Source organism: uncultured Reyranella sp. (genome assembly GCF_945957355.1).
In the GTDB taxonomy this organism is placed as follows: domain Bacteria; phylum Pseudomonadota; class Alphaproteobacteria; order Reyranellales; family Reyranellaceae; genus Reyranella.
The window spans coordinates 1-12,508 of record NZ_CAMFKM010000043.1; the positions used below are offsets into that span (position 1 = coordinate 1).

Sequence of the window (12,508 nt, forward strand, 5' to 3'; positions counted from 1 at the left end):
CCGTTCATGGTGCGTTCGGAGTTTCCCGACGTCGATGCACAGGCCTGGCTCTATGGCCGCGTACTCGACCTCGCGGACGGACGGTCCGTGACTTTCCGCACGCTCGATGTGGGGGGTGACAAGGTCCTCCCCTATATCGATTCCTTTGGCGACGAGAATCCCGCGATGGGATGGCGCGCCATCCGCATCGGTCTCGATCGTCCGGCGATGCTGCGCCGCCAGCTGCGCGCGTTGATCCTGGCGGCCAATGGCCGTCCCCTGTCGATCATGTTCCCGATGATCGCCGAGGTCACCGAATTGATACGGGCCCGTCATCTGCTTGACCTCGAGATGGATCGCGCGAAGCGTCGTGGCCAGACGCTGCCGGAGCGCTTGCGTGTTGGCGTTATGTTCGAAGTGCCGGCGCTCGCGTGGCAGCTCGACAGTCTGTTGCCGCATGTCGACTTCATCTCCGTGGGCACGAACGATCTCCTGCAGTTCCTCTACGCTGCCGATCGCGGCAACAGCCGACTGGCCGGGCGCTACGACAGTTTGTCCCCAGCCCTGCTCAGGCTGCTACATTTTGTAGTGAACAAGGTGCGGCCCGCCGGGGTGGACATCGCGGTGTGTGGCGAGATGGCGGGACGTCCCGTCGAGGCCCTGGCGTTGCTTGCAATCGGCGTACGTTCGCTGTCGATGTCGCCGGGTGCGATCGGTCCCGTGAAGGCGATGATCCGTTCGCTCGATCTCAACGATGCAGCAGGTTTCATGAACGCTGCGCTTACTCAACCCGATCGTCCGTTGCGTGAGACGTTGCGTCTCTTCGCCGCCGATCACGCGATCGAAATTTAACGACGAAAAGTCGAATCGCTTTTGCCCTGTCATGGGGCCTCTGCTAAGAGTCGCGACGAGGGGACAAGCAGGGAATATCAATGCCGGATCAGGTTGACTGGCGGGCGATTGAGCGTGAGGCCGGACCGGGCCAAGCGGTCGGTCGACTCCTACGCGATCAACGCGAGTCACGCGGTCTGGACCTGACTCAAGTCGAGAAGAGCATCCGCATCCGGCGCGCCCACCTCGAGGCGATCGAGGACGGTCGCTACGACGAGCTTCCCGGCGCGGCCTACATTCCTGCCTTCCTGCGGGCCTACGCGAGCCATGTCGGTCTCGATCCCGAGAAGGTCATGACCGCCTATCATCTCTCGGGCGCGGTTCCCATCAAGCGTCCGGTCGCATTGCCTGCCAATTTCCCGGTCGCCGACCGGCGGGCGCCGATCGGCCTCGCCGTCCTCACCGTCCTTCTCGTCGTCGGCGCCGGCTATGGCGTGTGGCACTACATGCCGCGCGATCAGGCCGTCGTGGCGCAGAAGGTTCCGCCCGTGCCGGATCGCCTCCTGTCCGAGCGCCCCAGCCCGCCGGCTCCGGCTCCCAATCCGTTCGTCCCCCAGATGCCGGCCTCGCCGGCTCCGGAAACGCGCACCATCACCGGCTCGCTGCCGGCGCAGGTGTGGCCCGCGCAGCGTCTCGAGGGCGGTGCTCCTGCCGCACCTCTGGCGCCGCCGCCGGTCGTCGTCGCCGTTCCTGCGCCGCCGCCGCCGGTCGTGATGAATGTTCCGTCGATCGGCCAGGCGCAGGCCGCCCAGCCGCCGGCACCGGTCGAAGCGCCGCGCCTCGAGCCGGCGAAGCCGGTCGAGGAAGCGAATGCGCGGCAGCCCGAGGCAATGCCGCCGCCGATACCGGTCCGGGTCAATACGCCGATCAGCGTGAAGACCAACAGCTGGGTCGAACTGCGGGCTCCGAACGGCGACGTGCTGACGCAGACCTATGTGCGCGCCGGCGAAAGCTACGTCGTGCCCGCGGGGATCGCCTACCGCATCACAGAGGCCCGGTAGAACCACCGTCGCGCCTTTGTAATGTCCGCCGGCTGGCGGAGGCGGGGCCTCGCCGCTACATTGTCTCCATGAGCATCAGACCGTACCGCGACATCCAGCGCCGCAAGTCGCGGCGCGTGATGGTCGGGTCCGTGCCGGTGGGCGGCGATTCGCCGATCACCGTCCAGACCATGACCAACACGCTGACCGCGGACGCCGACGCGACCATCGCCCAGATCCGCCGCTGCGAAGAGGCGGGTGTGGATATCATCCGCGTGTCCTGCCCCGACGAGGACTCGACCGCGGCCCTGCCGAAGATCGTGCGGGCGGCCAAGGTCCCGATCGTGGCCGATATCCACTTTCACTACAGGCGCGCCATCGAGGCCGCGGAGGCGGGCGCCGCCTGCCTGCGCATCAACCCGGGCAACATCGGCAGCGCCGAGCGCGTGCGCGAGGTGGTGAAGGCCGCCAAGGATCACGGCCTTTCCATGCGCATCGGCGTCAACGCCGGCTCGCTGGAGAAGGACCTGCTGGAAAAATACGGCGAGCCCTGCCCCGAGGCGATGGTGGAGAGTGCGCTCGACCATGCCCGCATCCTGCAGGATCACGATTTCCACGAGTTCAAGATCAGCGTGAAGGCGTCCGACGTCTTCCTGGCTGTCGCGGCCTACCAGCAGCTGGCCGAGGCCTGCGACTACCCGCTGCATGTCGGCGTCACCGAGGCGGGCGGCACGCGCACCGGCACGGTGAAGTCGTCGATTGGCATGGGCTCGCTCCTGTGGGCCGGGATCGGCGACACGATCCGCGTCTCGCTCTCGGCTGAACCCGAGGAAGAGGTCCGGGTCGGCTTCGAGATGCTGAAGGCGCTGAACCTGCGGCATCGCGGCGTCAACATCATCTCCTGCCCGTCCTGCGCCCGTCAGCAGTACGACGTCATCCGCACGGTCGAGGCGCTGGAGAAGCGAGTCGCTCACATCACCACGCCGATGACGGTGTCGGTGATCGGCTGCGTGGTCAACGGGCCGGGCGAGGCGCGCGAAACCGACATCGGCTTCACCGGCGGCGGCTCGAACACCCATCAGGTCTATATCGCCGGCGTCCCGCATCACCGGCTGAAGGACGCCAACGTCGTCGACCACCTGGTGGGTCTGATCGAGAAGAAGGCGGCCGAGATCGAGGCTGCGAAGGCGGAAGAGGGCAAGGCGAAAGAAGCCGAGCGACATCGCGTCGCCGCCGAGTAGCGACTGCCGGTTCTTCCTTTCCCGACGATTTTTCGAGGCGATTTCCCGTGAGCAAGATGCAACCCGTGCGTGGCACGCACGACCTCCTCCCCGACGACTACCGGCGCTTCGCGCATGTCGTCGACACGGCTCGCGATGTGGCGCGCCTCTACGGCTACCGCGAGATGGCGACGCCGATCTTCGAGTTCACCGAGTTGTTCGCCCGCGGCATCGGCGAGACGACCGACGTCGTGTCGAAGGAGATGTACACCTTCGCCGATCGCGGCAACGAATCGCTCACCCTTCGGCCGGAATACACGGCCGGCATCTGCCGCGCCTTCGTGTCCAACGGCGAGCTGGCGCAGCAGCTGCCGCTGAAGGTCTTCGCGGCGGGCCCGATGTTCCGCTACGAGCGGCCGCAGAAGGGCCGCCAGCGCCAGTTCCACCAGATCGATCTCGAGGTGCTGGGCGCGCCCGAACCCGGCGCCGACATCGAGGTGATCTCGGTTGCGGCCGACATTCTCGATCGCCTCACGATCCTCGACCGCTGCGTGCTCAAGATCAATTCGCTCGGCGATCCCGAGAGCCGCGCCGGCTACCGCAAGGTGCTGACCGACTACTATTCCGCCCACGTGGACAGGCTCTCAGAGGATTCGCGCAATCGCCTGGCGCGCAATCCGCTGCGCATCCTCGACAGCAAGGACGAGGGCGACAAGGCGATCAACGCGAACGCGCCGAGCTTCAGCGATCATCTGAACCAGGCGAGTCGCGACTTCTTCAAGTCGGTGCAGGATGGGCTCTCGGCCGCCGGCATCGCATTCGAGGTCGACCCGGCGCTGGTGCGCGGCCTCGACTACTACACCCACACCGCCTTCGAGTTCGTGACCACCCATCTCGGCGCCCAGGGCACGGTGCTGGGCGGCGGCCGCTATGACGGGCTGATCGCCGAGCTGGGCGGCCCGCCCACCGCCGGCATCGGATGGGCGGGCGGCATCGAGCGGCTGATGATGCTGGCCGACGAACCGAAGCCCCTGCCGCGCCCCGTCGTCATCGCGCCGCTGGGCGCGGCGGCCGAGGCCAGGGCGCTCGGCATTGCACGCGCGTTGCGCAGGCAGGGCATCGCCGTCGAGCAGGATTATCGCGGCAACATGAAGAGGCGCATGCAGCGGGCCAACAAGCTCAATGCCCGCGCCGCGCTGATCATCGGCGACGACGAGCTGGCCAAGGGCGTCGCCCAGCTCAAGGACCTCGACAGCGGTACCCAGCGCGAAGTGCCGTTCGAGACTCTCGCGGAAGCGCTGAAGGTCTGAGATGTCGCTGTTGCTGAAACTCAACCAGATCGTGACGCGCCATGCCGAGCTGCAGGCGGCGCTCTCGGCCGGCACGCTCGACTCGCAGAAGTTCGTCGCCGCCTCGAAGGAATATGCCGACCTCGGCCCGCTGGTCGAGGCGGTGAACGAGTGGCACAAGGCCGAACGCGAATTGAAGGATGCGGAGGCGATGGCCGCCGATCCCGACATGAAGGCGATGGCCGAGGAAGAGGCGGAGGAGCTGCGCAAGCGCCTGCCGGAGCTGGAGCGCACCGTCAAGCGCATGCTCCTGCCCAAGGATGCGGCCGACGAGAAGAACGCCATCCTCGAAATCCGCGCCGGCACCGGCGGCGACGAGGCGGCACTGTTCGCGGCCGACCTGTTCCGCATGTACCAGCGCTACGCGGCCGAAAAGGGCTGGAAGTTCGAGGTCATGGAACTGTCCGACACCGGCATCGGCGGCTACCGCGAGGCGATCGCCACGGTGACGGGGCGCAACGTCTTCGCGCGCCTCAAGTTCGAATCCGGCGTCCATCGCGTGCAGCGCGTGCCGGCGACGGAGGCTCAGGGTCGCATCCATACCTCGGCCGCGACGGTGGCGGTCCTGCCGGAGGCTGAGGAGGTCGACATCAAGATCGACGAGAAGGACCTGCGCATCGACGTGTTCCGTGCCTCGGGGCCGGGTGGGCAGTCGGTCAACACGACCGATTCGGCGGTTCGCATCACGCACATTCCGACCGGCGTCGTCGTCAGCCAGCAGGACGAGAAGAGCCAGCACAAGAACCGCGCCAAGGCGATGAAGATCCTGCGCGCCCGTCTCTACGACGCCGAGCGCCAGCGGCTCGATGCGCAGCGCGCGGCCGATCGCAAGGGCCAGGTCGGCAGCGGCGACCGCAGCGAGCGCATCCGCACCTACAACTTTCCCCAGAGCCGGGTGACCGACCACCGGATCAATCTCACCCTCTACAACCTCGCGGAGGTCATGGACGGGCGCGGGCTCGACGCGATCGTCGATGCCCTCACGGCGGATGACGAGGCGTCGCGCCTGGCGGAGCTCGCGGCCTAGAGGTGTCGGACGGCGCCTCCTATGATGCCCTGTTGCGCGACACGGCCGTCGCCCTGACGGCGGCGGGAATCGACAATGTCCGCTTCGAGGCCCGGCTGCTGCTGAGCCACGCCACCGGCCTGACGATCGAGCAGCTGATCTCGCGCGGTCCCGACCCGGCGCCGGCCCCGGCGGCGGCCAGGTTGCGCGAACTCACGGCCCGGCGGGTGCGGCGCGAGCCCATGGCGTACATCCTGGGCGAGCGCGAGTTCTGGGGGCTGCCGTTCAAGGTCTCACCGGCGGTTCTGATCCCGCGCCCCGACAGCGAGACGGTGATCGAGACGGTGCTGGACCTGATACCGGACCGCACCCGGAAGCTTCGGATTCTCGACCTCGGACTTGGATCGGGCTGCCTGCTGCTCACGTTGCTGCGGGAGTATCCGCAGGCGACCGGTGTCGGGATCGATGCCTCGGTGGCGGCGCTTGCCGTCGCGCAGGCCAATGCCGAGGCGCTCGGCGTGGCGTCGCGTGCCCGCCTCTCGGCGGGAGACTGGCGGCAGGCCGGCTGGGTGGGCCGGCTGGTCGACCAACCGGAGGCACCGTTCGACCTGCTGGTCTCCAATCCGCCCTACATCGAGAGCGCCGCGGTGGAAGGGTTGATGCCTGAAGTGGCTACGCACGAGCCGCGGCTTGCCCTCGACGGCGGCGCCGACGGGCTTGCGGCGTATCGCATCATCGCCGAGGCTTCGCCAAGGCTGGTCGTCCCGGGCGGCTGGGCCATCGTCGAAGGGGGAGAGGGGCAAGCTCCTGAAATCGCGTCGCTTTTCGCCGCCGCAGGCTTCTCGCCCCGGCCCGCACGCAAGGATCTCGGCGGGATCGAGCGGGTTGTGCCGGCCCGGCATTAATAGGTTGGCAACCGGAAGGAATGGGACTAGGTTCCTTTCGCCCCTTGGGGGGAAACTGGTCCGACCGGTCTATGGCGGCGGACACCAAACCCCTGAATTCAGCCGTGACGGCGCCCGGGCAGGGCAGGGGGGAACTAACAACAACATCCGTCCGGCGTGTAACTGGCCCTAGGTTAATGAGACCAAACAATCGTCAGCGGTCGCGCGGCGGTCGCAGTGGTGGCGGCGGTGGTAACAGTACTCACCATCACAAGCCTCAGCATCACGGCTCCAATCGCACCCCCAATCGAAACCAGATTTTCGATAGCAGCGGCCCCGACGTCCGGGTCCGCGGCAATGCCCATCAGGTTTTCGACAAGTACCAGTCGCTGGCCCGCGAGGCGGCCTCCTCCGGCGATCGCATCCTGGCCGAAGCCTATTACCAGTACGCCGACCACTATTACCGCGTGATCCAGTCGATGGGCGGCTTCGTGCCGCGCAACAACTGGGGCGAAGGCGGCGAGGACGGCCAGCAGCAGGGGCAACCCGGCCAGCAGGGGCCGCAATCCGGCCAGCCGCAGCAGGGCCAGGGCGGTCCGCAATCCGGCGACGGGGATATCCCATCGGGCGAGCGGGCTGAGCAAGGCCCCTCCGAACATCGCCCATCAGAGCAGCGTTCGTCCGATAATCGTCAGGGCGACAATCGCCAGGGCGACAATCGTCAGAGCGGTAGCCCTCGCCAGAACGATCGTCGTCAGAACGATTATCGGGAGAACAATCGCGATCGTGATCGCGACCGTGATGAGCCGGAACCGGGTCTCAACGGCGTGGCATTTCTTCAGAACGGACGTACGGCGCCCGGTAGCAGCGACCCCGCGGTCGAGGAGCAGCCCGAGGTACCGGAATTCGTCCCCGCCACCGGCAGCCGGCGCGCCTGACCGGCGCCGGCCGACCGATCCTGAAAAACGCCCGCCGGCAGCCGCCCGCGGGCGTTTTCTTTGGGGCCCTACAGATGGACCAGCGTCGGGGCGACGAAGGCCAGCACGGTGAAGCCGAAGCCGCCGATGCCGAGCCCGATCGAAAGGAAGGTCAGCCAGATCACCGAGGTGAGGGCGGCAGCGCCGGCCAGCACGATGGCGAGCTGGAAGCAGGCCGAGCCGTATTCGAACATGTGATAGGCGGCCATCGACCGGTCGCGATGCGCTTCCTTGGCCTTGGCGCGGGCGGCCAGTTCCTTGCGGCCCTCGCCGGTCTCGGGCTCGGTGTCATAGCGCTGCGCCGCCTGGCGCCACCGGTCTGCCTGGGCCTTGAGCGCCGGCGGCATGGGCGCCGGCCCATCCTTGTACGTGGCGTCGACCTCTTCCGCTGCGGTGCGCAGGGTCGTCTGCCGGATGGTCTTGGACTGGAAGAACGACCACAGGTTGGAGGCGTCGATATGGCTCGCGAGGGCGTTTGTCTGCGAGCTCTTGCCGCCCATTTCCGATACCGCCAGCAGGGCGGCGAGGATGGCCACCAGCAGGGCGATCCTCTTGTTCGAACCGTCGATGTGGCCGTGTCCGCCTGACATCCTGATGCTCCCGTGTCTCTATCGCGGCGTTCTTAGCCCACGCCCGGGACAGGTGAAAGTCGCACGCGGGGTAGGGTCTTGCAGCGTGCCGATCCGCTCCCATATCGTCTGCAGGATGCTTCCTCGGAGGGTCCGCTCTTCCGCCCGCCGCTCGACGGGGGCGTAAAGGAAAGGGTTGAGTAATGAATCAGGAAAAGTACACCGAGCGCATGCGGGGCTTTCTGCAGAGCGCACAGATGCTGGCGCTCCGTGAGGGCCATCAGCGGCTGATCCCAGACCACATTCTGAAGGTCCTGCTGGACGATCCGGAAGGCCTCGCCGCCAACCTGATCGGCTCGGCGGGAGGCGACTCGCGCGCGGTCTACCGCGCCGTGGAGGCCAACCTCGCCAAGCAGCCCAAGGTCGAAGGCCAGGGGGCGGGCCAGATTTACATGGCGCCGGAGACCGCGCGCCTGTTCGAGCAGGCCGAGGCGATCGCCGAGAAGGCGGGCGACTCCTTCGTCACGGTCGAGCGCATGCTGATCGCGCTGGTGCTCGCCAAGGGTACGCCGGCGGCCGAGGCGCTGGCCACGGGCGGCGTCAAGCCCCAGGCCCTCGAGAAGGCCGTGCAGGAGCTGCGCAAGGGCCGTACGGCCGACTCTGCATCGGCCGAGGACACCTATGACGCATTGAAGAAGTATGCCCGCGATCTGACGCAGGCCGCCCGCGACGGCAAGCTCGATCCGGTGATTGGCCGCGACGAGGAGATCCGTCGCACCATCCAGGTGCTGAGCCGCCGCACCAAGAACAATCCGGTGCTGATCGGCGAGCCCGGCGTCGGCAAGACCGCCATCGCCGAGGGCCTCGCGCTGCGCATCGTCAACGACGACGTGCCGGAATCGCTCAAGAACAAGAAACTGATGTCGCTCGACCTCGGCTCGATGGTCGCGGGCGCCAAGTTCCGCGGCGAGTTCGAGGAGCGCCTCAAGGCCGTGCTGTCGGAAATCTCGTCGGCCGAGGGCGAGATCATCGTCTTCATCGACGAGCTGCACACGCTGATAGGCGCCGGCAAGGCCGACGGTGCGATGGACGCCTCCAACATGCTGAAGCCCGCGCTCGCGCGCGGCGAGCTGCACTGCGTGGGTGCCACGACGCTCGACGAGTACCGCAAGCACATCGAGAAGGACGCCGCGCTGGCGCGGCGCTTCCAGCCCGTCTTCGTGGCCGAACCCTCGGTCGAGGACACGATCTCGATCCTGCGCGGCATCAAGGAGAAGTACGAGCTGCATCACGGCGTCCGGATCGCGGACTCCTCGATCGTGGCCGCGGCGACCCTGTCCAACCGCTACATCACCGACCGGTTCCTGCCGGACAAGGCGATCGACCTGATGGACGAGGCGGCCAGCCGCATCCGCATGCAGGTCGACAGCAAGCCGGAGGCGCTCGACGAGCTCGACCGGCGCATCATGCAGCTCAAGATCGAGAAGGAAGCGCTCAAGAAGGAAAGCGACTCCGCGTCGCGCGACCGCCTCGAGCGTCTCGAGAAGGAGCTGTCGGAGCTCGAGGAGAAGTCCGCCGCGCTGACGGCGCAGTGGACATCGGCCAAGGACAAGCTCGCCGACTCGCAGAAGGTGAAGGAGCAGCTCGACAAGGCGCGCTCCGAGCTGGAAGTGGCCCAGCGCCGAGGCGAACTCGCCAAGGCTGGTGAGCTGGCCTACGGCGTGATCCCGGACCTCGAGAAGAAGCTCAAGGAAGCCGAGACGCATGAGGTGGCCGGCGGCAAGGGCGTCAAGGAAGAGGTCATGCCCGAAGACATCGCGGCCGTCGTGTCGCGGTGGACCGGTGTGCCCGTCGACAAGATGCTGGAAGGCGAGCGTGCCAAGCTCCTGCGCATGGAAGAGGAGATCCACAAGCGGGTGATCGGCCAGGACGAGGCCGTCGTCGCGGTGGCGAACGCGGTGCGTCGCGCCCGAGCGGGCCTGCAGGACCCGAACCGTCCCATCGGTTCGTTCCTGTTCCTGGGGCCGACCGGCGTCGGCAAGACCGAGCTCACCAAGGCGATCGCGGCGTTCCTGTTCGACGATGACAACGCGATGGTGCGCATCGACATGAGCGAGTTCATGGAGAAGCATGCCGTGAGCCGCCTGATCGGCGCCCCGCCGGGCTATGTCGGCTACGACGAGGGCGGTGTCCTCACCGAGGCAGTGCGCCGGCGGCCCTACCAGGTGGTGCTGTTCGACGAGGTCGAGAAGGCGCATCCGGACGTGTTCAACGTCCTGCTGCAGGTGCTGGACGACGGTCGCCTGACCGACGGACAGGGCCGCACGGTCGACTTCAAGAACACGCTCATCATCCTGACGTCCAATCTCGGCAGCTCGCATCTGGCGGCCCTGAAGGACGGCGAGCCCGCCGAGTCGGTGCGCGAGCAGGTCATGGAGGAGGTGCGCCGGGCGTTCCGTCCGGAGTTCCTGAACCGTCTCGATGAGATCCTGCTGTTCAACCGGCTCAGCCGGGCGCACATGACGGACATCGTCGAAGTGCAGATGCAGAAGCTGCTGAAGCTGCTGGCCGATCGCAAGATCGAGCTCAAGCTCGACGTCAAGGCGATGCAGTGGCTGGCCAACCGCGGCTACGACCCGGTCTACGGGGCGCGGCCGCTGAAGCGGGTGATCCAGCGCAGCCTGCAGAACCCGCTGGCGACGCAGCTCCTCGAGGGCAAGATCCACGACGGCGATACCGTCGAGGTCGGCGTCGAGAACGGAGAGCTGACGGTCGGCGGCGAGCGCGTGATGAGCGACGCTGCCGCAGACTAAAGAACGCTAGTTGCTCCTGGCGACCAGTGACGGCGCAGGTTCCTTCGGGGCCTGCGCCGTTTTCTTTGGTGCGGGCTTGGCCTCCGGCGGCTTCGCCGGCTCACCGGCAACTGGTGCGCTCCTGAGTTGCGCGAGATACTGCTTCGCCAGGGCGTGGAATCGCGTGGCGTCCCTGGCGCCGACCGTGCCACGCATCGCGAACTTCTGGGTGAGCGGATTCACGTGCTTGCCGGCCTTCAGAAACTCGTAGTGAAGGTGCGGGCCGGTCGACATGCCGGTCGATCCGACGAAGCCGATCACCTGTCCCTGACGCACCGAGACGCCCGGCTTGATGCCTGGACCGATGCGCGACAGGTGGGCGTAGGCGGTGGCGACGTCCTGTGTATGCTGCAGCTTCACGTAGAGCCCGTAGCCGCCGTTCGGCCCTGCGGAAGCCACCTTGCCGTTGCCCGCGGCGAGGATCGGGGTGCCGGGCGGGGCCGCGAAATCCACGCCCGCGTGCAACGCACTGAAGCCCAGGATCGGATGTTCGCGCATGCCGAAGCGCGAGGTGATGCGCGATGCATCCATCGGCGTGCGCAGGAAGGAGCGCACGACGCTCTCGCCTTGCGGGTTGAAGAAACCGTCGGCGCCACCCTGTGGGCGATAGCGCATGACGACGACGGTGCGCTTCATGAGTCGAAGCTCGCCCGCGAGCAGGCGTCCGGGATGCGTGACCTTGCCGTCGCTCGTCACGAGCTGCTCGAGCAGCACCGTGAACTTCTGTCCCTGCTTCAGTTCGCGCTGGAAATCGACGTCGTACGAGAGGGCGCGCACGAACTCGACCATGGCGGCCGAAGGGGCGCCGGCCCTGATGCCGCTCTGCTGCAGCGAGCCATCGCGTTCGCCTTCGACGCGCACGATGCGCGGGCTGACCTTGTAGATCTTCTCCTCGGCATCGTAGGTGCCGTCATCCTTGCGGCTGACGATGTACTCCCGCTCGGGTTGAGGGCGGACCGACAGGGCCAGCACACGTGGCGTGTCGGGCTGCTCGGGAATCGTCTGCATCGTGAGCTCGACCGTCTCGCCGACGGCAAGGCGGCGCTTCTTCAGCAACGACTGGAGCTTCTCCGAGACCTGCTTGCGCTCGGCCTCGGCCACGTCGATGTCGGCCAGCATCTTCTCGATCGTGTCGCCCTTCTCGAGGCGGAGCGTGAGTTCGTAGATGTCGCTGGCCGACGGTTCGGCGTCAGCGGAGGGCGCTTCCGGTGGCTTCATCTGGAAGCCGCGGAGATCGAGTGAGGGTGGCTTGCCGAAATCGGCCGCCGTCACGGGTGGGGCGGGCTGCGAATCCGCAAGGATGACGGGGGCCGGCGCGGCCTGTGCCGGGGGCGCCGGGGCCGGTTTGGCCGGCGCCGCGGCGGGAGGAATCGTCGGGGACTTCGGCGGCAAGGCAGCGATTTCCGGGTTCGACCGGTGGCTGAGGACAAGGCCTCCCATTGCCAGGCCGATGACGCCGATCGCGAAGAGGACAGGCCGGAACAGCCCGAACGTCATTTTTTCGGGCCTTTCGGCCGGTCCGACGGAGAGGGGAAGTCCGTCATGACCGCTGACCTATTGTGAGCCCGGTAGGTCCAGGCCTCGGGTTAGGGGGGGCTGGTCCGGAAAAATCTATCCTCGCCAGCCGCTCGCTACATATTGATGCCGGAAAGGCTTCTGGCGCACAAGAATACAATAGGTTCGACGGGTTTTTTGGCGAGTCCGAGTCATCGTTACGGAATCGTAAATTTCCCGTTGACGGTGCGAGGGGTGGCCCATATAAGCCCGGCTCCCGACGACGAGCGGGGCCGCCGAGACCGCC

Annotated in this window: 10 protein-coding genes; 8 read left to right on the forward strand and 2 right to left on the reverse strand. The window is 67.0% G+C overall.

All coding sequences use genetic code 11. The features are described from left to right. Window positions 1–6 precede the first annotated feature (6 nt). From Q0Q48_RS28390 to Q0Q48_RS28420, 7 genes are all read left to right on the forward strand, one after another. Window positions 7–831: a putative PEP-binding protein gene (locus Q0Q48_RS28390; protein ID WP_295145813.1), complete on the forward strand. Its 825-nt coding sequence runs from the start codon at window positions 7–9 to the stop codon at window positions 829–831. A gap of 80 nt (window positions 832–911) precedes the next feature. Continuing rightward, on the forward strand, window positions 912–1,871 hold the full coding sequence (locus Q0Q48_RS28395) for a helix-turn-helix transcriptional regulator (protein ID WP_295145801.1): 960 nt from the start codon (window positions 912–914) through the stop codon (window positions 1,869–1,871). Window positions 1,872–1,939: 68 nt separating this feature from the next. Continuing rightward, window positions 1,940–3,091, forward strand: coding sequence for a flavodoxin-dependent (E)-4-hydroxy-3-methylbut-2-enyl-diphosphate synthase (gene ispG / locus Q0Q48_RS28400; RefSeq protein WP_295145803.1), 1,152 nt, complete (start codon window positions 1,940–1,942; stop codon window positions 3,089–3,091). Window positions 3,092–3,147: 56 nt separating this feature from the next. Beyond that, the gene (gene hisS / locus Q0Q48_RS28405) at window positions 3,148–4,380 is read left to right on the forward strand and encodes a histidine--tRNA ligase (protein ID WP_295145815.1); all 1,233 of its coding nucleotides are present in this window, start codon (window positions 3,148–3,150) and stop codon (window positions 4,378–4,380) included. Between the two features lies 1 nt (window position 4,381). Further along, on the forward strand, window positions 4,382–5,446 hold the full coding sequence (gene prfA / locus Q0Q48_RS28410; protein ID WP_295145805.1) for a peptide chain release factor 1: 1,065 nt from the start codon (window positions 4,382–4,384) through the stop codon (window positions 5,444–5,446). Between the two features lie 32 nt (window positions 5,447–5,478). Then, the gene (gene prmC, locus Q0Q48_RS28415; protein WP_295145806.1) at window positions 5,479–6,330 is read left to right on the forward strand and encodes a peptide chain release factor N(5)-glutamine methyltransferase; all 852 of its coding nucleotides are present in this window, start codon (window positions 5,479–5,481) and stop codon (window positions 6,328–6,330) included. A gap of 176 nt (window positions 6,331–6,506) precedes the next feature. Beyond that, window positions 6,507–7,247 (forward strand): DUF4167 domain-containing protein, encoded by a 741-nt coding sequence (locus Q0Q48_RS28420; RefSeq protein WP_295145808.1) that lies wholly within the window; start codon window positions 6,507–6,509, stop codon window positions 7,245–7,247. 68 nt (window positions 7,248–7,315) lie between these two features. Here the strand turns inward: Q0Q48_RS28420 and Q0Q48_RS28425 are convergent, their stop codons facing one another. Further along, on the reverse strand, window positions 7,316–7,876 hold the full coding sequence (locus Q0Q48_RS28425; protein WP_295145809.1) for a DUF4337 domain-containing protein: 561 nt from the start codon (window positions 7,874–7,876) through the stop codon (window positions 7,316–7,318). Window positions 7,877–8,058: 182 nt separating this feature from the next. Here Q0Q48_RS28425 and clpB point away from each other — a divergent pair, with 182 nt between their 5' ends. After that, a complete protein-coding gene (clpB, locus tag Q0Q48_RS28430) occupies window positions 8,059–10,668 on the forward strand; it encodes an ATP-dependent chaperone ClpB (RefSeq protein WP_295145810.1) in 2,610 nt (869 codons plus the stop codon). 6 nt (window positions 10,669–10,674) lie between these two features. Here clpB and Q0Q48_RS28435 read toward each other — a convergent pair whose 3' ends face one another. Then, window positions 10,675–12,204, reverse strand: coding sequence for a peptidoglycan DD-metalloendopeptidase family protein (locus Q0Q48_RS28435; RefSeq protein ID WP_295145812.1), 1,530 nt, complete (start codon window positions 12,202–12,204; stop codon window positions 10,675–10,677). Between the last annotated feature and the right edge of the window lie 304 nt (window positions 12,205–12,508).

What these genes read in the sequence shown, in the direction of transcription:
- hisS (WP_295145815.1), top strand. Translation starts at nt 3,148, where the DNA reads ATGCAACCCGTGCGTGGCACGCACGACCTCCTCCCCGACGACTACCGG.
- Q0Q48_RS28395 (WP_295145801.1), top strand. Translation starts at nt 912, where the DNA reads ATGCCGGATCAGGTTGACTGGCGGGCGATTGAGCGTGAGGCCGGACCG.
- clpB (WP_295145810.1), top strand. Translation starts at nt 8,059, where the DNA reads ATGAATCAGGAAAAGTACACCGAGCGCATGCGGGGCTTTCTGCAGAGC.
- Q0Q48_RS28425 (WP_295145809.1), bottom strand. Translation starts at nt 7,876, where the DNA reads ATGTCAGGCGGACACGGCCACATCGACGGTTCGAACAAGAGGATCGCC.
- Q0Q48_RS28435 (WP_295145812.1), bottom strand. Translation starts at nt 12,204, where the DNA reads ATGACGTTCGGGCTGTTCCGGCCTGTCCTCTTCGCGATCGGCGTCATC.
- prfA (WP_295145805.1), top strand. Translation starts at nt 4,382, where the DNA reads ATGTCGCTGTTGCTGAAACTCAACCAGATCGTGACGCGCCATGCCGAG.
- Q0Q48_RS28420 (WP_295145808.1), top strand. Translation starts at nt 6,507, where the DNA reads ATGAGACCAAACAATCGTCAGCGGTCGCGCGGCGGTCGCAGTGGTGGC.
- Q0Q48_RS28390 (WP_295145813.1), top strand. Translation starts at nt 7, where the DNA reads ATGGTGCGTTCGGAGTTTCCCGACGTCGATGCACAGGCCTGGCTCTAT.
- ispG (WP_295145803.1), top strand. Translation starts at nt 1,940, where the DNA reads ATGAGCATCAGACCGTACCGCGACATCCAGCGCCGCAAGTCGCGGCGC.